Genomic DNA, 19,829 nt, shown 5'->3' with positions numbered 1-19,829 from the left:
TAATAGCGTCACGGGGTGTGGCGCTATTTTTTCATCATTTCAATAAGTTATCATTAACTTCAAGTTGGCACGTTTCTTGTAAAGAACAAGACAGACCTATTGTTTTGCCAAGGAGCAACCCATGTTAGAACTCTTCTTTCTGATCGGCTTTGTCGCCATGCTGCTGGTAACCGGTATTTCACTGTTGGGCGTGATGGCTGCGTTATTTGTGGCCGCGGCTTTTATGCTGCTGGGCGGGCTGTTTGCCATGGTGTTTAAACTGCTGCCGTGGCTGATCCTGGCGGTGATTGGCGTGTGGATATACCGCTCTATGCAGAAACCACAGATACGGCGCTATTAATATTTTTTGCCGAAATATCAGTCAGTCACGCTGAAACTCACCCTGCAGATTGCTTGCCAGTGTGGTGGTGATCACAGCTTGATGTTTTAAATGTGAATACGGCACATTAAGCATATTTTTTACTTATCGAGGCTGCTAGGATGACTCCCGCAGCAGTGATGCTAATCATTTTCATCACCGCGAGAGCTGACAAGAGTGTTGCTTAAAGCAACCCCCATCTCTGGCGGACTCTGCTCTACCCCTACAAAACGCAGTAAACTAGAAAGGGCTCCTTATGGAGCCCTTTCTTTATTGGCGCTACAGACCAGGGATCAGCAGGCTGGAGCCGCTGGTTTGGCCGCTTTCCAGGACCTGGTGTGCCCTCTGGGCATCTGCCAATGCAAACTTCTGTGTCGCTTTCACATCAACTTTAATCGCACCGCTGCCAATCAGCGAAAACAGCTCGTTACTGGCAAACTGCAATTCCTGACGGTTGGTGATGTAACCATTGAGCGAAGGGCGGGTGACGTAAAGTGAGCCTTTCTGATTGAGTAACGCCAGATCGACGCCAGTAACCGGGCCAGAGGCATTACCAAAGCTTACCATCAGCCCGCGGCGCTTCAGGCTGTTCAATGAGTCCTGCCAGGTACTTTGCCCTACGGAGTCATAGACCACGTTAACCTTTTCGCCGTTGGTCAGTTCAGCTACGCGCTGGGCGATGTTTTCCTGGCGATAATTGATGGTGGCCCAGGCGCCGGCACGCAATGCCTGCTCGGCTTTCTCGTCAGAACTCACGCTGCCGATCAGTTTGGCACCCAACGCTTTGGCCCACTGGCAGGCGATCAGCCCAACCCCCCCGGCGGCGGCATGGAACAGGAATACCTCGCCCGGCTTGACCTCATAGGTTTGTCGTAGCAGATAATGTACGGTCAACCCTTTGAGGAATGAGGCTGCACCTTGTTCGAAAGTGAGGTTATCCGGCAGGATAGCCACCTTTTCCAACGGGACGTTGTGAACTTCACTGTAGGCACCCAGTGCGGACTGGGCATAAACCACGCGATCGCCCGGTTTGACCGCGCTGACACCTGCCCCGACCTTGATGACCACCCCGGCCGCTTCGGTACCTAACCCGCTTGGGAAGTTTGCCGGTGGGTACAGGCCGCTACGTACGTAGGTATCGATATAGTTGATACCGATCGCCTTGTTCTCGACCTGAACCTCCCCGGCAGCGGGATCGACAGGAGTAAAATCAACATACTGCAGCACTTCCGGGCCGCCGGTGGCGGAGAATTGGATGCGTTTTGACATGTCGCTACCTCGTTTAAATGGCTATTTTCACCCTACGCTTATCAGCCCAGACTATCTAGCCCGTTGCGCAGTGATTAATCCTTTTTTGCGCAGGGAATCATGACTGAAAATCACGTATACTCTTGCGTCAGCTTCCCCCATTCGCAACTGAATAAAGAATAGGCTTCATGGCAGGCAAAAAACCAACCAACAAGACAAACACGTACGAACCCAGAGACCGCCAGATGGAAGGGCTGAAGATGCCGCCACATTCGCTGGAGGCGGAGCAGTCCGTGTTGGGCGGTTTGATGCTGGATAACGAACGCTGGGATAACGTGGCGGAGCGCGTAGTCGCCAACGACTTCTTCAGCCGCCCACACCGCCTGATCTTTACCGAAATGCAGCGTCTGCTGGAGATGAGCCGGCCTATCGACCTGATCACGCTGTCCGAATCGTTGGAACAGAGGGGCGATCTGGAGACGGTGGGCGGTTTTGCCTATCTGGCAGAATTATCGAAAAACACCCCTAGCGCGGCCAACATTGGTGCGTATGCCGATATCGTGCGTGAGCGTGCGGTCGTCCGTGAAATGATCTCCGTCGCCAACGAAATCGCCGATGCGGGTTACGATCCGCAAGGGCGTAGTAGTGAAGATCTGCTCGATCTGGCCGAATCCCGGGTATTCCAGATCGCGGAAAACCGTGCCAGCAAAGATGAAGGCCCCAAAGGCATCGAACGTATTCTGGAAGATACTGTCGCCCGCATTGAGCAGCTCTATCAGCAGCCGCACGACGGCGTCACCGGCGTAGACACCGGCTATCACGATCTCAACAAGAAAACCGCCGGTCTGCAAAAATCTGACCTGATCATCGTCGCGGCCCGTCCGGCAATGGGTAAAACCACCTTCGCGATGAACCTGTGCGAACACGCTGCGATGACGCAGGATAAACCGGTGCTGATCTTCAGCCTGGAGATGCCCTGCAACCAGATCATGATGCGTATGCTGGCCTCGCTATCGCGCGTGGATCAGACCCGTATCCGTACCGGCCAACTGGATGATGAGGATTGGGCGCGGATCTCGAGCACCATGGGGATCCTGCTGGAGAAGCGCAATATGTATATTGACGACTCCTCTGGCCTGACGCCCACCGAAGTGCGCTCCCGCGCGCGGCGTATTTTCCGTGAACATGACGGGATCAGCCTGATCATGATCGACTACCTGCAGTTGATGCGCGTGCCGTCACTCTCCGACAACCGTACCTTGGAGATTGCCGAAATTTCCCGCTCGCTCAAAGCCTTGGCGAAAGAACTGCAGGTGCCGGTGGTGGCGCTGTCGCAGTTGAACCGTAGCTTGGAGCAGCGTGCCGATAAGCGCCCGGTTAACTCCGATCTGCGTGAATCTGGCTCCATCGAGCAGGATGCCGACCTGATTATGTTCATCTACCGTGATGAGGTTTATCACGAGAACAGCGATCTGAAAGGGATTGCCGAAATTATTCTGGGTAAGCAGCGTAACGGCCCTATTGGTACCGTACGCCTGACCTTTAACGGCCAGTGGTCGCGCTTCGATAACTATGCGGGGCCACAATATGATGATGAATAATCAGCTAAGGAATTGAAATGAAAGCGGCAACTGCTGTCATCGATCGCCGCGCTCTGCGACATAACCTGCAACAAATCCGTCGCTTGGCGCCGCAAAGCCGCCTGATTGCCGTGGTGAAAGCCAACGCCTATGGACATGGCTTGTTGGAAACGGCTCACACCTTGCAAGATGCCGACTGTTACGGCGTAGCGCGTATCGGCGAAGCGTTGATGCTGCGTGCCGGTGGCATCGTTAAACCGATCCTGCTGTTGGAAGGGTTCTTCTGTGCTGAAGATCTGCCCGCGCTGGTAGCGAATAATATCGAAACCGCCGTTCACAGCATCGAACAGCTTGAGGCGCTGGAGCAGATTGAATTGGCGCACCCGGTGTCGGTATGGATGAAGCTGGATAGCGGTATGCATCGTCTGGGCGTGCGTCCGGAACAGGCAGAGGCGTTCTACCAGCGTTTGAGCGCCTGTCGCAACGTGGTACAGCCGGTCAATATCATGAGCCACTTCAGCCGTGCCGACGAGCCGCTGGTGGATGCGACCGAAAAGCAAATCAGCTGCTTTGAGCGCTTCGCCAACGATAAGCCGGGCATGAAGTCGATCGCGGCCTCCGGCGGGATCTTGCTGTGGCCACAGGCTCATTTTGACTGGGTACGCCCAGGGATTATCCTATATGGCGTATCCCCGTTGGAGGAGCCTTATGCCGATCACTTTGGGCTGCAACCTGCCATGACGCTTAAATCCAGTCTGATAGCCGTGCGTGAGCATCGTGCCGGAGAGCCGGTTGGCTACGGCGGACTATGGGTGAGTGAACGAGATACCCGCCTGGGTGTAGTGGCGATGGGGTATGGTGACGGTTACCCACGCAGTGCGCCTTCTGGCACTCCGGTATGGCTGAACGGACGTGAAGTACCGATTGTCGGCCGTGTCTCCATGGATATGATTTCCGTCGATCTGGGGCCGGATGCCAGCGATAAAGTGGGTGATGAAGTGGTGCTGTGGGGCAATGAGCTGCCGGTTGAACGGGTGGCTGCCTTTAGCGGCATCAGCGCCTATGAGCTGATCACCAAGCTGACCCAGCGCGTCACGATGGAATATATCGGCGAGTAATTTCCCTCATCTTCTCCCTGCGGGAGAAGATGAGGAGGCATTCGTCAGCTTACTTCTTCACCGCCAGCCACTGGCCGATAATCTTCTGGTACTCCCCGCTGGCCTTGCTCAAGTGCAGCCATTGATCGACATACAGCTTCCAACTCATATCATCACGCGGCAGCATATAGGCCTTCTCACCGTATTGCATCGGCTTATCCGGGTTCACCGCACACAGCTTGGGATAGCGTTTCTGCTGGTACAGGGCTTCGGAGGCATCGGTGATCATCACGTCGGCCTTGCGGTCCACCAACTGCTGGAAAATGCCCATATTATCGTGGGACAGCGTCAGGTTGGCCTTGGGCAGATGGGCACGGACAAAGGCTTCGTTGGTGCCACCGGCAGGCTCGATCAGCCGCACCGCAGGATTGTTAATCTGCTCAATGGTGCGGTATTTTTTCACGTCGGTACAACGCACCAGTGGGATTTTGCCATCGGTATCAAGCCGCTCGGCAAAAAACACCTGCTTTTGACGCTCCAGCGTCACTGAGATCCCTCCCATGGCGATGTCACACTTCCCGGCCACAAAGTCAGGCGTCAGGGTTTTCCAGGTGGTTTTTACCCATTTCACTTTGGCTCCCAGGCTGTTGGCCAGTGACTCGGCCATGGCGATATCAATGCCTTCGTAGCTGCCATCCTCTTTCTGGAAGGTGTAGGGCTTGTAATCGCCGGTGGTACAGACCGTCAGCGTTTTTTGCTGCAATACCTTGTCCAGATTGGATTGTGCGCTGGCGCTCCCGGTGGCGACCAGCAAGGCGAGAGGCAATAGTTTTTTCATCAAATTTCCTTTTCATGTCGACAAATACATTTGTGGTTTTATGCGCGGTTTTGCCGTTAATTGTTGTTGGTTTGCGTAATTTAGCCGTTTTTTATGCCATTTCTGAGCAGGGAAGCTGGCTTTGCTGCTATGTCTCTCACAACCCGCCAGCACCGATGGTTGCAAGGCTAAAAAAGCTGCTAGTCTGTAGCGTCAACATTTATTAACACATTTTACAGGTGGCTATGTACAACATTGACGATTTTGATATGAAAATCCTGACGCTGTTACAGGCCAATGGTCGTCTGACCAATCAGGAACTGAGCGAACTGATCGGGCTTTCGGCCTCGCAATGCTCGCGCCGCCGTATCAGCCTGGAGCAGGCCCAATTGATCAAAGGGTATCATGCCCGGTTGGCACCGGAGGCGGTGGGATTGGGGCTGGTGGGGCTGATAGAGGTAAGCCTGCTGACGCATACCCAAGAGCAGATCGACAGTTTCCATCAGATGCTGGCAGAAGTGGACGCAATTGTTGACGTTTATAAAACCACCGGCGATGCCGACTACCTGCTGAAAGTAGCGGTAGCAGACCTGCCCGCGTTAAGTGAGTTTATCAGCCAGACGCTTTCCCGCCATAAAAGTGTCGGACATATCAAAACGGCGGTGGTGCTGGAACGGATCAAAGAAAACGGTTTGCTTCCGGTAGCGAGATAAAGCTAAAACCCAACGCCAATTTGTGGCTATAGTAGGCTGTGTCCCCCAATTGACCGTGGTGCCGTCGCAGACCCAAAAGCCCTAATCAAGGCGGAGGTTGCAGGGCCTAGACAGTGTCCGAATAACCAAAATCAGGAGAACCAACCCGTGTTCCAGAATGTTGAAGCCTATGCAGGTGACCCGATCCTGTCGCTGATGGAAAAATTCAAAAAAGATCCCCGTGCGCACAAGGTGAACCTGAGTATTGGCCTTTACTACAACGAGCAAGGCATCATCCCACAGATGAAGGCCGTTGCCGCTGCTGAAGCCCAACTTAACAGCGTTGAACAGGGGGCCTCGGTCTACCTGCCGATGGAAGGCCTACAGCCTTACCGTAGCGCAATCCAACAGCTGTTGTTTGGTGCCGAACACCCCATGCTGCAACAGGGGCGTATCGCCACCATTCAAACCGTGGGCGGCTCTGGTGCGTTGAAAGTGGGGGCCGACTTCCTGAAAAGCTATTTCCCGGATTCTCAGGTTTGGGTCAGCGATCCGACTTGGGAAAACCACGTAGCCATCTTTGGTGGTGCTGGTTTCAAAGTGAATACTTACCCCTATTTCGACGGTGAAAAACTGGGGGTGAAATTTGATGCCATGCTGAGCACGTTGCAACAGTTGCCAGCCAAGAGCATTGCGCTGCTGCATCCTTGCTGCCATAACCCGACCGGTTCCGATCTTACCAATGCCCAGTGGGATCAGGTGGTTAAAGTGATCGCCGAACGTGAACTGATCCCGTTCCTCGACATCGCCTATCAGGGCTTTGGCGGCGGAATGGATCAGGATGCCTACGCCATTCGCGCCATCGCAGCTGCCGGTTTGCCGTGCCTGGTGAGCAACTCATTCTCGAAAATCTTCTCGCTGTACGGTGAGCGCGTGGGTGGGCTTTCTGTGGTGTGTGAAAGCAGCGAAGCTGCTGAACGCGTGCTGGGGCAGTTGAAAGCGACCGTGCGCCGTAACTACTCCAGCCCACCGAACTTCGGTGCGCAGGTGGTGGCAAAAGTGCTGAACGATGCGCAGCTGAAAGCGCAATGGCTGGCCGAAGTGGAGTCCATGCGCAGCCGTATTCTGGAGATGCGTAAAGCGCTGGTCGAAACGCTCAAGGGTGCATTGCCACAGCGTAACTTCGATTACCTGCTCGAGCAGCGCGGCATGTTCAGCTACACCGGCTTTAGTGCGGCTCAGGTTGATCGGCTGCGTGAAGAGTTCGGTGTCTATCTGATCCACAGCGGTCGTATGTGTGTGGCGGGTCTTAACCACAATAACGTTCGTCAAGTGGCAGAGGCCTTTGCTGCGGTGCAGTAACGGCCTGAATGCAGTGATTTTAGGGGCGATAGCGATATCGCCCCTTGTTGTTTCTGCGTACTGGCGATTGCCGCCAACGGGATAAAGAATATACTGATTGAGGGCGCTAAGACTTTTCGTATGCGCCATAAAGCCCTGCTTTCAGCGACCAGGCGCGGTTCTCTACCTGACTGGCAGGGTATCTGGCTGGCAACAGCATACTCACAGTGGTTCGCGCCGCATTGTGTCTTTCGGGGAATAACCCAATGAATAACTCAGCACTGCTGGAATACTGCATGGCGAAACCTGGCGCACACCAAAGCGATCAAAACCAATGGCAGGCCAGCCAGATCAAGGTGGGTGATGTCATGTTCGCTATGGTGTGTGAAGTGCAGGGTCGCCCGGCGTTGGCGATCAAAAGCAGCCCGGAACTGGCGGAAAGCCTGCGTGAGCAGCATCCAGAAATCGTCCCCTGCGAACATCTGAATAAAGCCCATTGGAACGCAGTATTTCTGGATGGCAACCTGCCCAACTCGCAGTTTTATCACTTGATCGACAGCTCATATCGGTTGGTGCTGGAAGGGTTGCCCGATCAGGTGCGCCAAGAGCTGCGCATTTGAATTTATAGGTGGCCAGGCCTGTTGGCTCAAGAGTGGCGACAGGCCAAGAGGACTACGTCCCCCGATATCTATGGGGAAATTTTATTTTGTAGGTCAATATTGTTTACTGCGTTATTTAGTTCTAAGAAACAGGATTGGCAAGGTTTTTTTGTGGTTAATTCCGCTGATTGGATTATTTTATATTAATTTTTGATAATTTAAAGACTGATAAAAATAGGTTGATAATTTATTTTCAATAGCACGGCGCAGTTAATTAAGAGAGTTCTCATTGGAATCTAAATTATGACTGTGTTACTAATGCGTCTATATTAATCTGCTCAAAGGCAAATAAGGATAAAGGATCCCTAGGGGAACCTACTAAAAGGAAATTTAATTATGAAACTGCATCATTCAATATTTTTGGTACTGCCGCTGCTCGTTTATTCCTCATTATCATTAGCTTCGCCAAATTGTGCAATAAAAGAACAAAAACTGCGAGAGCAGCTCGATTACGCGACGCGTTATGGCAATGTCCATCGTGTTGAGGGGCTTAATCGGGCCTTGGCCAATGTGCAGACCTACTGCCACGGTAGTTATCAAGGTCGTTATAATAGATACGATTATGCGCCAGCCGCTCAGCCGTTTGAATTTGATCGCCAGTATCAAATTGCCAAGAAGCAACGAAAAGTAGAAAAAAGGAAACAAGAGCTGTATGAAGCCCAGCTCAAAGGCAAGCCGAGCAAAATTGCTAAACGACAGAGAAAATTAGCCGAAGCCGAATTTGAATTGAAACAGGTGCAGGCATGGGGAGGATAACCTGGCCGATATGAGCAGATGTTAGCCTCAGATAAATAATGCCGAGTTTTGGCGGTGAGAGTGATTTGGCCACTGAGTCGGCACGTTAAGCGTTTTACCTATCCGTCCGTGTGACAGTTAAAACCCCAAATCCGCTCCCGCCTTTCTAAGGTGGAAACTTATTGCTGTCCCTAGGTTGCGCCGTAATAACAGCCAACATGCCGAGCTTAGGTGTTCGGCATGTTGGCCACGGTTTTATCTCTGCAACATCGGTTTCAGGAATCGCGCGGTATGGGATTCTTTACAGTTGGCCACGGTTTCCGGCGTGCCGGACACCAGGATCTCACCGCCGCCGCTGCCGCCTTCCGGCCCCAGATCGACGATCCAGTCCGCCGTTTTGATGACGTCCAGGTTGTGTTCAATCACCACGATGGTGTTGCCCTGATCGCGTAACTGATGCAGCACCGCCAGCAACTGCTGGATATCGGCGAAGTGCAGGCCGGTGGTGGGTTCATCAAGAATATACAGCGTCTGGCCAGTGCCCCGTTTCGACAGCTCACGCGCCAGTTTCACACGCTGCGCTTCACCACCGGAAAGGGTGGTGGCCGACTGCCCGAGACGGATATAGGAAAGCCCAACCTCCATCAACGTTTGCAGCTTACGCGCCAAGGCGGGTACGGCATCGAAGAATTCACGGGCTTCCTCAATGGTCATTTCCAGCACTTCGTGGATGTTTTTGCCCTTGTACTTCACTTCCAACGTTTCGCGGTTATAGCGTTTGCCTTTGCACTGATCGCAAGGCACGTAGATATCCGGCAGGAAGTGCATCTCTACCTTGATCACGCCGTCGCCCTGGCAGGCTTCGCAGCGGCCGCCCTTGACGTTAAAGCTGAAACGGCCCGGCGTATAGCCACGGGTACGGGATTCAGGTACCCCGGCAAACAGTTCACGCACCGGGGTGAAGATCCCGGTATAGGTGGCCGGATTAGAGCGTGGCGTACGGCCAATTGGGCTCTGATCGATATCGATCACCTTGTCGAAATGTTCCAGACCGGTCACTTCGCGGTAAGGAGCCGCTTCGGCAATGGTTGCACCGTTGAGCTGGCGTTGGGCGATCGGGAACAGCGTATCGTTGATCAGCGTTGACTTGCCGGAACCGGAAACGCCGGTAATGCAGGTAAACAGCCCGACAGGCAGCGTGAGCGTCACGTCTTTCAGGTTGTTGCCGCGTGCGCCGCTGAGTTTCAGCACCTTGGTCGGATCGGCGGGCACGCGTTCGGCCGGAATGGCGATTGAGCGCTTGCCGCTAAGGAACTGGCCGGTCAGTGAATCCGGTTGGGCCATGATGTCATCGACGGTGCCTTCCGCTACCACCTGGCCGCCGTGAACACCGGCACCAGGGCCGATATCGATCACGTGGTCGGCCGCGCGGATCGCGTCTTCGTCGTGCTCTACCACGATCACCGTGTTGCCCAGGTTACGCAGGTGGATCAGGGTTTCCAGCAGGCGTTCGTTATCGCGCTGGTGCAGGCCAATGGAAGGTTCATCCAGCACGTACATCACGCCTACCAGGCCAGCACCGATCTGGCTTGCCAGGCGAATACGCTGGGCTTCACCACCGGACAGCGTTTCCGCAGAGCGTGACAGTGAAAGGTAGTTCAGCCCGACGTTAACCAGGAACTTCAGACGATCGCCGATCTCTTTCAACACCTTCTCGGCGATCTGGGCACGTTGACCGCTCAGTTTCATATTCTGGAAGAAGGTCATGGCATGGCCTATGCTGAGCTCAGAGATCTCCGGCAGCGTAGTATCTTCCACGAACACGTTACGGGCTTCTTCACGCAGGCGGGTGCCACGGCACGAGGCGCAAGGACGGTTGCTGATAAATTTGGCCAGCTCTTCGCGCACCGCGCTGGATTCGGTCTCTTTGTAGCGGCGCTCCATATTATGCAGCACGCCTTCAAACGGATGGCGGCGCACGGTGGTGTCACCGCGATCGTTGATGTATTTGAATTCGATCGACTCTTTGCCCGAACCGCTCAGTACCGCTTTCTGCACGCTGGCATCCAGGCTGCTGAACGGGGCTTCCACATCAAAGCTATAGTGCTCCGCCAGCGAGCGCAGCATCTGGAAATAATAGAAGTTACGGCGGTCCCAACCGCGGATAGCGCCACCGGCCAGAGAAAGCTCGGGATTCTGTACCACACGTTCAGGATCGAAGAACTGCTGCACGCCCAGTCCGTCACAGGTTGGGCAGGCGCCGGCTGGGTTGTTGAACGAGAACAGCCGGGGCTCCAGCTCGCGCATGCTGTAGCCGCAGATAGGGCAGGCAAAGTTGGCGGAGAACAGCAGTTCATCGGCCTTTTCGTCATCCATATCGGCGACGACGGCGGTACCGCCGGACAGTTCCAATGCGGTTTCAAACGACTCGGCCAAACGCTGTGCCAGATCGTCACGCACTTTAAAACGGTCCACCACCACTTCAATGGTGTGTTTCTTTTGCAGCTCCAGCTTTGGCGGATCGGAGAGATCGCACACTTCACCGTCGATGCGCGCGCGGATATAGCCCTGGGTTGCCAGGTTTTCCAGCGTTTTGGTGTGTTCGCCCTTACGATCTTTCACCACCGGTGCCAACAGCATCAGGCGTTTGCCTTCCGGCTGGTTGAGCACGTTATCCACCATCTGGCTGACGGTTTGTGCCGCCAACGGAACGTGGTGATCCGGGCAACGCGGTTCGCCGACGCGGGCAAACAGCAGGCGCAGGTAATCGTGGATCTCGGTAATGGTCCCGACCGTGGAGCGCGGGTTATGCGAGGTCGATTTTTGCTCGATGGAGATCGCCGGGGACAGACCTTCAATATGGTCGACGTCCGGTTTTTCCATCAGCGAAAGAAACTGGCGAGCGTAGGCAGAGAGCGATTCAACGTAGCGCCGCTGCCCCTCGGCATACAGTGTATCAAAAGCCAGTGAGGACTTGCCTGAACCTGATAGACCGGTAACGACGATCAGCTTGTCGCGCGGGATAATCAGGTTGATGTTTTTGAGATTGTGGGTTCGAGCACCACGAACTTCGATATTGTCCATTTACACTTCCCGTCTTGATGATACACCGCGCCTGTCTGCGTTCTTTTGTGGGCGATTATGTGATCTATTGCGCAAAAAAACGGCTCGGCCAGTACGAAACGCATAATTATGGCACAAAAAAACCTGAATGAATATCCAGTATACGAATGCAACAAGGTCGTTCGCAGAGACATTTTTGGAAGGCACTTCGCAGGTATAATCTAAGCAGGTGGCATGCTACAATTTGTGGTTTAGACTATCCAAAATGTGGTCTGAATCCACTTAAATGACTCATCGGGAGATCGAACATGGCCAGCAGAGGCGTAAACAAAGTAATTTTGGTCGGGAATCTGGGTCAAGACCCTGAGGTCCGTTACATGCCTAATGGCGGCGCAGTTGCCAACATTACCCTGGCGACCTCCGAAAGCTGGCGTGACAAGGCTACTGGCGAGCAGAAAGAAAAAACGGAATGGCACCGCGTGGTGTTGTTCGGCAAGCTGGCAGAAGTGGCGGGTGAATACCTGCGTAAAGGTTCCCAGGTTTACATCGAGGGTGCATTGCAGACCCGTAAATGGACCGATCAGGCGGGCGTAGAAAAATACACCACCGAAATCGTGGTCAACGTGGGTGGCACCATGCAGATGTTGGGTGGCCGCCAAGGTGGCGGTGCTCCAGCAGGCGGCGGCGCTCCAGCGGGTGGCCAGCAGGGCGGTTGGGGTCAACCTCAGCAGCCACAGGGCGGCAACCAGTTCAGCGGTGGTCAACAGCAGCAGGCTCGCCCAGCGCAAAACAGCGCACCAGCAGCTAGCAACGAACCGCCAATGGACTTTGACGACGATATTCCGTTCTGATTGTCCTCAGGTTCAAAACGAAAAGCCCCTTTTTGGGGCTTTTTTGCTTTAGAGGGCATTACGCCGAGAAGCCACCGTCAATCGTCAGGCTGGCACCGGTGATATATCCCGCCTCTGGCCCCGCCAGATAAGCCACAAAGCTGGCAATCTCTTCATCCTTACCATAACGGCCAACGGCCATCATCGGTTTCAACTGTTCGGCAAAATCGCCATCAGCCGGGTTCATATCGGTATCTACCGGGCCGGGTTGGACATTATTGACGGTAATGCCGCGTGAACCCAGATCGCGAGCCATACCCTTGGTTAAACCGACCAGCGCCGACTTGCTCATGGCGTAGATCGCCCCACCGGCAAACGGCATGCGCTCGGCGTTGGTGCTGCCAATATTGATAATGCGACCGTTGTCGTTCATATGGCGAGCTGCCTCCTGGCTTGCAACAAATACGCTGCGGACGTTAACGGCCAGCGTGCGATCCAGATCTGCTAACGACAATTCCGCCAGACTACCCATTGCCAGCACGCCCGCGTTGTTCACCAGAATATCCAGCTTGCCGAAGCTGTTTACCGTCTGGCGTATCGCCAGTTGCAGAGCCTCAGCGTCGGCACTGTCTGCACGGATGGCAATGGCTTGACCGCCAGCGGTCGTAATAGCTTCAACCACCTCATCGGCTTTATCGGGGGAGGAAACGTAGGTGAAAGCGACGGTTGCGCCTTCACGTGCCAAGCGCTTAACGATGGCTGCACCGATACCGCGTGAACCACCCTGGACAAAAGCCACTCGGCCTGACAGAAGTTGGGTTACCGACATGATATCTCTCCAAAAGTTGTGATGGTGATAAATAGCAACTGCAGTATCTGGGAAAACACAGGCAGGGGATTGCCAAAATGGGCCATGTGCCGGTTGGCTGGCGGGGATGGGTTACATTATAGAGTAGTCTGGTTGTTCCGGTTTTTACTACCGGTTAAAACGTGAAAAGCCCCTTGCGGGGCTCATAATCTGACGATTAGTTAAAGATTTCTGCGGTGCCGTACAGCTTGTTCTGGCCACCGGCGGACACGATGCGGTAAGAGTTGGCACCGGATGCGGCGGCTTTGCTTGCCAGTTCGGCTTCCAGAGCGCTCAGGTTGCTGGCACCGCTTACGGAAACCACACCGATTTTTTGTGCGTCGGCAGCGGGTTGGCTGGTGACCTGGTCAGCGGCAATGCTGGCGAAAGAAGCGGAAGTTAACAGTACAGCAGTAGCAAAAATTTTGATGCTTTTCATGATTCAATCCTCAGGGGTTTTGTTAGGTGAGAGGCTGTTTTCTCTCGATGTGTTGAATGATAGGCCACTTGGTGGGAATGGAAAATCGGATAGTTTTGAGTATCTACATCAAATAAACTGAATTATTGAAAGGGGGTGAAAGTTGAAAGGGTAGCTATCTGCTAACTGGCCACTTGAGAAGTGTCTATCATGAAGGCGGCACGATTTATTGGGTATTTAAAGGAGAGGGGGGCAACGCATTACCCTTTAGGCGAATAGGTGCTGGGGCTTGTTTCTTCTTCAGTTTTACTCATTTTCCTTGTTACAATGACCAACCAGTTAGGTCAGCCCACTAACGTTAAGCTATGTATCGGGAAGCAGGCATGAAGAATAATCTATCGATAAGATCGGCCTCTTTGAGAGATTTTGAAATTATCAAGGCTATTATTGAAAAAGGTTCTGCGACCCAGGCTGCCGAGTCCCTTGGAATAAGCCAACCCGCAGTTAGTAAGGCGGTTGCCAGTATTGAAGAAAAGTTGGGTAAGACACTATTTACCCGTGAGAAAGGGCGCCTGAACCCCACCAAAGATGCTCTGTTTTTCTATGAGGAAATTGTTAATATCTTTAACTCCCTCGAGAGAATCGATGATAACAATTGGGCCAGTAAGTCCAGCAAGACGTTAAAAGTGATCACAACCCCAACCATTGCGTATTCCTATCTCGCCCCCCTGACAGCTCGCTATGCTAAAGAAAGAAGTAATGTCAAAGTCTCATTTAGCGTGGTGAATTCTGTCGATATGATGAATTTGCTCAGAGAAGGGCGGGCCGATATTGCACTGGCAAATGCGGATATAAATAACAACCTGGCAGAATTAACGATAGAGCCAATATTTAAATCCAAAATTGTGTGTATGATGCACAAAAATCATGAGTTGGCAAAGAAAGAAAAGCTGGTGCTTTCAGATTTTAATTTCAGAAATATTATTATGTATACCACAAGGAATATTTTGTTTTCCAAAATTATGAAAGCATTCAGTGGTTCTGGTGTGGAAACCAACGTTATAGCAGAGGTGTCGGATTCGCTGGTGGCCCTGAATTTTGTCAATGAAAATCTGGGGTTATGTTTGGTGCCAAATTTCCCAGTCATCCATCAGTTCAACGATAACATCATTATCAAAGACATTGATGTGGAGATTTACGATGAAATGGCCTTTTTCTATCTGCCCAATATCTTAAACCCCTACTGCAGTGATTACGTAGAGTATGTGACTGATCATTTGCAGTCTATACAACATTTGTCAAAATGAAGAAAGAGCTCATTGATGTATAAATGAGCCTTTCGGATAGACCTGTGCAGCATGGATAAAGCGCTGTTTATCTTTTTACATTCTGCAAGATAAAATCAACACAGTTCTCGGCTTCCCCGATATAGCTTGCCTCATCAAGTAATTTATCGATATCTATTGTTGCAACGACATCTTCCTTGATGAGTTGAGCACGAATACAATCGGAAAATGCTGCGCCAGTTAACACCGATTCCATGGCGGCTTCGTATAATATATGGTGTGCTTCAGCGCGGCCAATGTCTTTGGCAAGAGCCATCATGATAGATTCTGAGAGAATAAGGCCTTTGGTCAGCTTGATGTTTTCCAGCATTTTTTCCGGATAAACTTGTAATCCGTCGATCAGTTTAAACAGGTTTTCACTGATCGAGACTGCCAGAATAGCCACTTCGGGAAGGGTGACATCCATCACATTACTTTCCGCAGCGTCACCTTCATTCATTTTGATCATCGCCATGTATGATAAGGGAACACGGGCGCGTAGCAATTGTGAAAGGCCAACCAGGTTTTGCGCATTTTGCGGATTACGCTTCTGGGCCATCGTGGAGCTGCCAACCTTGCCATGATGGAAACTTTCTTCCAGTTCGGCCAGTTCCGTTCTTTGCAAGAAAATGATTTCCTGAGCGACTTTTTCAGTAAAGCTCGCCAATTGCCCAAGAATGGCGACGTAATGTGTTTGTGAGTCGCTGGAGGTGCGTACCGGGATCGTGTTGGATGTCAGATTAAGTAAGGCAGCCATGCCCTCTTGAATCTCCCGGCCTTTGCCTTCCATGGCAGAGAAGGTTCCTACAGCCCCTCCCAGGCTGACAGTAAAAGCCTCTGACGTGGCATTGGAGAGCCTGCTTTTGATGCGCTGAAGTTCAGCAAACCATGACGCGACCTTAAAGCCAAAAGTGATTGGCAGGGCATGCTGCCCATGAGTTCTTCCCGCCTGGGTGTAGCTCTTTGATTTTAAAGCCAGTGCGGAAAAAGAGAGCAATGCCTTTTCCAGATAACCGGTGATGAGCTTATGGTTGGCACGAAGCTGTAAAGACGCAGCCGTATCAAAGATGTTTTGAGTCGTGGCCCCCCAGTGAATATAGCCTGCAGCTTGTTTGCCACAGACACGTTCAAACTCTCTTAAGACAGGTACGAACGGGTGACAAGTCTCCCGGATCCCTTGCTTGATAGCGTCAATGTTCAGCAAATCTGCGTTAGCGGATTGAGTAATTTTTTGCGCACACTCTTCGGGGATGATCCCCAGTTTTGCCTGTGCTTGAGCAAGAGCCGCTTCGACATCTAGCCATGCTTGTATTGTTTTAACATCAGACCACAGTTCAACAGCTTGGGGATTGAACCAGTGACCTGTGATGCATGATTCGAACATACCCGTATTCATAACATACCTCTCATTACATTTTGGTTATGTATGTATTCCTTTTTTGATTATTGGTGTGAAAAAGCAGCGTAGTCAACTGATAACTGCGGTTTTATTGCGTTTTATTGCTTTTGAGATCGTTATCACATGTTTTATTGGTTATGTGATCATATCATAAAGGTAATGATATTTGTCGGGTGCTACTTCATGCAAAGGTGAGTCATCATGCAAAGGGTAATGTTGAATCAAGCTAAAACGATGTTGTTTATTATTATGGGGTTAATAGCGCTGGGCGCGTTGAAGCACCTGTTTGGTGACAAGCCCTTTATTCTTGCTATCACCTTTCTGGTGATTGTGTTGGTTTGCGCTGGCATCGCAAAGAAATACTATGCTCAAGCTGTGATTTTAACCGGGGGCATTATTCTCTTGATAGCAACGGTCATTGCCTTTCCTGATGTCAGTATTACCAAGGCAGCGTCTGGTTCCAAATTCATTGATATTTTCGTTGAAATAAAAGTGCTTTTTTCCGATAGTATTTCCAAGCTTGGCTTGATTATTATGGTTATTGCCGGCTTTTCAAGATACATGAATGATATTGGCGCGTCGGCAAAACTGGTCGGGGTTTGTATTAAGCCCCTCAAGAGAATCAATGCGAAGTACGTACTTTTAGGCTGTTGTTATATCCTGATGCAGGTTTTAGCCTTGTTTATTTCAAGCCCTTCAGGGCTGGCTCTCTTGATGCTCACAACGCTATATCCGGTTTTACGTTCTATTGGATGTTCAAAAGCGGCTGTAGCCTCAGTGATTGCCTCTGGCATATGTATTGACTATGGGCCATCCGCTACCGGGAGCGTGCTGATTTCCGAACTCACTGGATATGACCTGTTTTCATTCTTTGTGGATAAGCAGGTCCCTATTGTTGCCATCCTCTTCGTTGTCATCGGGATATCTCATATGGTGATGCAGGCATACTGGGACAGAAAAGAAGCTGTAAATGAAGATGATAACGAAAGTCATGCCAAGGACGCTGACATTTCCAAGCATGTTCCGACGTACTATGCTCTGTTGCCTGTCGTTCCAATGATCATTCTCTTCGTTTTCTCCAGTCTGGTGGAGGAGTATCTCCCCTTTTATTTGCAAATTAAAATTGATGTGGTTTCGGCGATTATTTTATCGTTCTTTATTGCTTTCCTGATTGATTCAATCAGAACCTTCGACCTCAAGAAATCAACCGATAAGGTGCTTGGGCTATTCGATCAGATGGGGCAGTCTTTTATTACCGTGGTCTCTATTCTGCTTTGTGCTCAGGTTTTGGTGGCGGGGATTATAAAAATTGGCTTTATTGATACGCTGTTTGGTTTTATTCCTAATGAGGGTCACTATGCCACGGTCATCGTCGTTCTGTTTAGTTTACTGATTTTCTGTGGCTCAGTGATCATGGGGACCGGGACGGTGTTTAATGCCTTTGCTCCTCTTAGTGCTGAAGTGGCGAAAGGTGCGGGTATTTCGGTGTTTAAGATGTTGGTGCCGTTGCATTTTTCAGCCAGTTTAGGGCGGAGCTTTTCGCCAATTTCAGGCGTTATTATCGCCGTGTCTGGCTTCGTAGGGGTGACGCCGTTCCAGATAATCAAAAGAAACTGTGTGCAATTAACCATTGCCTATGTCCTGATGATGGCACTTTCTCTGTCCTATTTGTGAGTGAATAAGGCTGGGGGGCAGATCATTAAACTCAATCATAGGCATCATTGGCGATAGTTGAAATCACAACTACCTTTTAACCAGGGCGTTTAAGAGGGGTATGTGATGATGGCAGACCGGTTTATTGGCAGTTGGGCGCTGGTTTCTTCCGTATTCAAAGGGGAGGATGGGGCAATACATCACCCTTTGGGCGAGCAGGTGTTGGGGCGGCTCAACTATGAGGCCAACGGCACCATGGCAGCGCAGCTCTATAGCGCAACGCGGCCAAGGTTTGCCTCGGAGGATTTGGCGCAGGGCAGCGATCGAGAGATCCGCCCCGCCTTTGTGAATATGCTTTGTTACTTTGGCCGCTATCGGATTGATGAAGATAAACAGTGCATCATTCATCGGGTCGAGGGCTGTTCGTTCCCCAGCTGGCTGGGTAGCCAGCAGATCCGCTTCTACAGTTTCACTGACGATAAACTCACATTACGCACCGTACCGTTGCAGCTGGGTAACAGCGTGCAAATTGGCGAGTTGGTGTGGCAACGGCTCCAGGCCGCTGAGGGAGAAAAATCATGATTATCGTGCATCATCTGAATAACTCACGTTCGCAGCGCATCTTATGGTTTCTGGAGGAGCTCGGTGTTCCCTATCAGGTTCTGCGTTATCAACGCGATAAAACCACCATGTTGGCACCGCCCGAGTTGAAAAAGATCCATCCGCTGGGCAAATCGCCGGTAGTGGTAGACGGCGATCTGACGCTGGCGGAATCGGGCGCCATTATAGAATATCTGCAGGAGGCCTATGATGCACAAGGGTTATTCACTCCCACGGATTTCCACGCCCGCCAGGAGTATCGCTATTGGCTGCACTATGCAGAAGGGTCGTTGATGCCGCTACTGGTAATGAAACTGGTGTTTAGCCGTTTAGGACATCCGCCAATCCCATGGGTGATACGCCCGGTTGCCGGGGCGATCGGTAAAGGGGTACAGAAAGAGTATCTGGATAAGCAGATTGCGACGCATCGCGATTATCTGGAGCAACACCTGAATAAAAACATCTGGTTTGTGGGCAATGAATTCAGCGCAGCAGATATCCAGATGAGTTTCCCGGTGGAGGCACTAGCTGGGCGAGGCGGGCTGGAGGGGTGCCCGAAACTGCAAGACTATCTGCAACGCATTCACGCACGTCCTGCGTATCAGCGGGCTCTGGAACAGGGTGGGCCGTTTAGCGTGCTGGGTTGAAGGCTTGAACTATACTCGATAGGGTCACTTTCATAGGAGATAGCCCATGGCTACGCAAATTTTTGTTAACCTGCCCGTCAGCAATTTGCCCGCTTCTATCGAGTTTTTCCGCCAATTGGGGTTTACCTTCAACCCGCAGTTTACCGATGACACTGCCGCCTGCATGGTCGTGAGTGAGAGTATTTACGTGATGTTGCTGTCTCACGAGAAATTCCAACTGTTTACCCCCAATCCTATCAGCGATGCCAACAAAGCGACGGAAGTGCTGATTTGCCTGTCTCAACCCAGCCGTGCTGCGGTAGATGCGTTGGTACGCAAAGCCATTGCCGCCGGTGGCAATACTTATAATCAGCCACAGGATTACGGCACTATGTATGGCCATGGCTTCCAGGATTTGGATGGCCATATCTGGGAGTTGATGTACATGGATGAGCAGGCGATGCAATCGCAATAATCTTTTCCGCCCCAAGCTGTCGGGGCGAACTTCCCCCTTTAAGTCGTAATGTGATAAACCTCACAT

Annotated in this window: 19 protein-coding genes; 13 read left to right on the top strand and 6 right to left on the bottom strand. The window is 51.7% G+C overall.

From position 1 onward, the window contains the following. The first annotated feature begins 121 nt into the window (after positions 1-121). A complete protein-coding gene (pspG, locus tag JHD74_RS10475) occupies positions 122-340 on the top strand; it encodes an envelope stress response protein PspG (RefSeq protein ID WP_024528007.1) in 219 nt (72 codons plus the stop codon). 297 nt (positions 341-637) lie between these two features. Here pspG and JHD74_RS10470 read toward each other — a convergent pair whose 3' ends face one another. Next, positions 638-1,627, bottom strand: coding sequence for a quinone oxidoreductase (locus tag JHD74_RS10470; RefSeq protein WP_024528006.1), 990 nt, complete (start codon positions 1,625-1,627; stop codon positions 638-640). Between the two features lie 167 nt (positions 1,628-1,794). On the opposite strand from JHD74_RS10470, the gene dnaB reads away from it, so the two are divergent. Together dnaB and alr are read left to right on the top strand one after the other, a co-directional pair. Next, a complete protein-coding gene (gene dnaB / locus JHD74_RS10465; protein ID WP_024483977.1) occupies positions 1,795-3,207 on the top strand; it encodes a replicative DNA helicase in 1,413 nt (470 codons plus the stop codon). A 17-nt stretch (positions 3,208-3,224) separates the two neighbouring features. Next, complete coding sequence (alr, locus tag JHD74_RS10460) at positions 3,225-4,304, top strand: alanine racemase (RefSeq protein WP_199062681.1); 1,080 nt, start codon at positions 3,225-3,227, stop codon at positions 4,302-4,304. 49 nt (positions 4,305-4,353) lie between these two features. On the opposite strand, the gene JHD74_RS10455 is transcribed toward alr, so the two are convergent. Then, positions 4,354-5,121 (bottom strand): transporter substrate-binding domain-containing protein, encoded by a 768-nt coding sequence (locus JHD74_RS10455; RefSeq protein ID WP_199062680.1) that lies wholly within the window; start codon positions 5,119-5,121, stop codon positions 4,354-4,356. 224 nt (positions 5,122-5,345) lie between these two features. On the opposite strand from JHD74_RS10455, the gene JHD74_RS10450 reads away from it, so the two are divergent. From JHD74_RS10450 to JHD74_RS10435, 4 genes are all read left to right on the top strand, one after another. After that, complete coding sequence (locus JHD74_RS10450; protein ID WP_199062679.1) at positions 5,346-5,813, top strand: Lrp/AsnC family transcriptional regulator; 468 nt, start codon at positions 5,346-5,348, stop codon at positions 5,811-5,813. Between the two features lie 147 nt (positions 5,814-5,960). After that, positions 5,961-7,154: an amino acid aminotransferase gene (locus JHD74_RS10445; RefSeq protein ID WP_024483973.1), complete on the top strand. Its 1,194-nt coding sequence runs from the start codon at positions 5,961-5,963 to the stop codon at positions 7,152-7,154. A 245-nt stretch (positions 7,155-7,399) separates the two neighbouring features. Then, positions 7,400-7,753, top strand: coding sequence for an MmcQ/YjbR family DNA-binding protein (locus JHD74_RS10440; RefSeq protein WP_021180803.1), 354 nt, complete (start codon positions 7,400-7,402; stop codon positions 7,751-7,753). A gap of 375 nt (positions 7,754-8,128) precedes the next feature. Continuing rightward, positions 8,129-8,548, top strand: coding sequence for a DUF1090 domain-containing protein (locus JHD74_RS10435; RefSeq protein ID WP_024528001.1), 420 nt, complete (start codon positions 8,129-8,131; stop codon positions 8,546-8,548). A 234-nt stretch (positions 8,549-8,782) separates the two neighbouring features. Here JHD74_RS10435 and uvrA read toward each other — a convergent pair whose 3' ends face one another. Beyond that, positions 8,783-11,611, bottom strand: a complete 2,829-nt coding sequence (gene uvrA, locus JHD74_RS10430; protein ID WP_199062678.1) for an excinuclease ABC subunit UvrA — start codon at positions 11,609-11,611, stop codon at positions 8,783-8,785. Positions 11,612-11,898: 287 nt separating this feature from the next. Here uvrA and ssb1 point away from each other — a divergent pair, with 287 nt between their 5' ends. Then, positions 11,899-12,441 (top strand): single-stranded DNA-binding protein SSB1, encoded by a 543-nt coding sequence (ssb1, locus tag JHD74_RS10425; protein WP_024483970.1) that lies wholly within the window; start codon positions 11,899-11,901, stop codon positions 12,439-12,441. Positions 12,442-12,499: 58 nt separating this feature from the next. Here the strand turns inward: ssb1 and JHD74_RS10420 are convergent, their stop codons facing one another. Next, complete coding sequence (locus JHD74_RS10420; RefSeq protein ID WP_199062677.1) at positions 12,500-13,249, bottom strand: 3-oxoacyl-ACP reductase family protein; 750 nt, start codon at positions 13,247-13,249, stop codon at positions 12,500-12,502. A gap of 196 nt (positions 13,250-13,445) precedes the next feature. Then, on the bottom strand, positions 13,446-13,706 hold the full coding sequence (locus tag JHD74_RS10415; protein ID WP_024527998.1) for a YdgH/BhsA/McbA-like domain containing protein: 261 nt from the start codon (positions 13,704-13,706) through the stop codon (positions 13,446-13,448). Positions 13,707-14,068: 362 nt separating this feature from the next. On the opposite strand from JHD74_RS10415, the gene JHD74_RS10410 reads away from it, so the two are divergent. Further along, positions 14,069-14,992 (top strand): LysR family transcriptional regulator, encoded by a 924-nt coding sequence (locus JHD74_RS10410; RefSeq protein ID WP_199062676.1) that lies wholly within the window; start codon positions 14,069-14,071, stop codon positions 14,990-14,992. A 67-nt stretch (positions 14,993-15,059) separates the two neighbouring features. Here JHD74_RS10410 and JHD74_RS10405 read toward each other — a convergent pair whose 3' ends face one another. Beyond that, the gene (locus JHD74_RS10405; RefSeq protein ID WP_199062675.1) at positions 15,060-16,406 is read right to left on the bottom strand and encodes an adenylosuccinate lyase family protein; all 1,347 of its coding nucleotides are present in this window, start codon (positions 16,404-16,406) and stop codon (positions 15,060-15,062) included. A gap of 204 nt (positions 16,407-16,610) precedes the next feature. On the opposite strand from JHD74_RS10405, the gene dcuC reads away from it, so the two are divergent. The 4 genes from dcuC to JHD74_RS10385 all read left to right on the top strand — a co-directional run bounded on the left by dcuC (position 16,611) and on the right by JHD74_RS10385 (position 19,763). After that, the gene (gene dcuC, locus JHD74_RS10400) at positions 16,611-18,083 is read left to right on the top strand and encodes a C4-dicarboxylate transporter DcuC (RefSeq protein WP_199062674.1); all 1,473 of its coding nucleotides are present in this window, start codon (positions 16,611-16,613) and stop codon (positions 18,081-18,083) included. Positions 18,084-18,188: 105 nt separating this feature from the next. Beyond that, positions 18,189-18,644 (top strand): lipocalin-like domain-containing protein, encoded by a 456-nt coding sequence (locus tag JHD74_RS10395; RefSeq protein WP_199062673.1) that lies wholly within the window; start codon positions 18,189-18,191, stop codon positions 18,642-18,644. Next, entirely contained in the window at positions 18,641-19,309 is a 669-nt protein-coding gene (locus JHD74_RS10390; protein ID WP_074031507.1) for a glutathione S-transferase family protein, read from the top strand. Before JHD74_RS10395 ends, JHD74_RS10390 begins: the two co-directional genes overlap by 4 nt. Before the next feature lie 46 nt (positions 19,310-19,355). Next, a complete protein-coding gene (locus JHD74_RS10385) occupies positions 19,356-19,763 on the top strand; it encodes a VOC family protein (protein ID WP_074031508.1) in 408 nt (135 codons plus the stop codon). The last annotated feature ends 66 nt before the right edge of the window (positions 19,764-19,829 follow it).

This window comes from Serratia sp. ASV30 (genome assembly GCF_016428815.1).
Taxonomy (GTDB): domain Bacteria; phylum Pseudomonadota; class Gammaproteobacteria; order Enterobacterales; family Enterobacteriaceae; genus Chania; species Chania fonticola_C.
This window is presented reverse-complemented; position numbering and strand designations above follow the sequence as displayed.

Excerpts from the sequence above, each read along its gene's own strand:
- dnaB (WP_024483977.1), top strand. The coding sequence starts at position 1,795 with ATGGCAGGCAAAAAACCAACCAACAAGACAAACACGTACGAACCCAGA.
- ssb1 (WP_024483970.1), top strand. The coding sequence starts at position 11,899 with ATGGCCAGCAGAGGCGTAAACAAAGTAATTTTGGTCGGGAATCTGGGT.
- JHD74_RS10440 (WP_021180803.1), top strand. The coding sequence starts at position 7,400 with ATGAATAACTCAGCACTGCTGGAATACTGCATGGCGAAACCTGGCGCA.
- pspG (WP_024528007.1), top strand. The coding sequence starts at position 122 with ATGTTAGAACTCTTCTTTCTGATCGGCTTTGTCGCCATGCTGCTGGTA.
- alr (WP_199062681.1), top strand. The coding sequence starts at position 3,225 with ATGAAAGCGGCAACTGCTGTCATCGATCGCCGCGCTCTGCGACATAAC.
- JHD74_RS10390 (WP_074031507.1), top strand. The coding sequence starts at position 18,641 with ATGATTATCGTGCATCATCTGAATAACTCACGTTCGCAGCGCATCTTA.
- JHD74_RS10410 (WP_199062676.1), top strand. The coding sequence starts at position 14,069 with ATGAAGAATAATCTATCGATAAGATCGGCCTCTTTGAGAGATTTTGAA.
- JHD74_RS10385 (WP_074031508.1), top strand. The coding sequence starts at position 19,356 with ATGGCTACGCAAATTTTTGTTAACCTGCCCGTCAGCAATTTGCCCGCT.
- JHD74_RS10450 (WP_199062679.1), top strand. The coding sequence starts at position 5,346 with ATGTACAACATTGACGATTTTGATATGAAAATCCTGACGCTGTTACAG.
- JHD74_RS10395 (WP_199062673.1), top strand. The coding sequence starts at position 18,189 with ATGATGGCAGACCGGTTTATTGGCAGTTGGGCGCTGGTTTCTTCCGTA.
- JHD74_RS10455 (WP_199062680.1), bottom strand. The coding sequence starts at position 5,121 with ATGAAAAAACTATTGCCTCTCGCCTTGCTGGTCGCCACCGGGAGCGCC.
- dcuC (WP_199062674.1), top strand. The coding sequence starts at position 16,611 with ATGCAAAGGGTAATGTTGAATCAAGCTAAAACGATGTTGTTTATTATT.
- uvrA (WP_199062678.1), bottom strand. The coding sequence starts at position 11,611 with ATGGACAATATCGAAGTTCGTGGTGCTCGAACCCACAATCTCAAAAAC.
- JHD74_RS10415 (WP_024527998.1), bottom strand. The coding sequence starts at position 13,706 with ATGAAAAGCATCAAAATTTTTGCTACTGCTGTACTGTTAACTTCCGCT.
- JHD74_RS10470 (WP_024528006.1), bottom strand. The coding sequence starts at position 1,627 with ATGTCAAAACGCATCCAATTCTCCGCCACCGGCGGCCCGGAAGTGCTG.
- JHD74_RS10405 (WP_199062675.1), bottom strand. The coding sequence starts at position 16,406 with ATGAATACGGGTATGTTCGAATCATGCATCACAGGTCACTGGTTCAAT.
- JHD74_RS10435 (WP_024528001.1), top strand. The coding sequence starts at position 8,129 with ATGAAACTGCATCATTCAATATTTTTGGTACTGCCGCTGCTCGTTTAT.
- JHD74_RS10420 (WP_199062677.1), bottom strand. The coding sequence starts at position 13,249 with ATGTCGGTAACCCAACTTCTGTCAGGCCGAGTGGCTTTTGTCCAGGGT.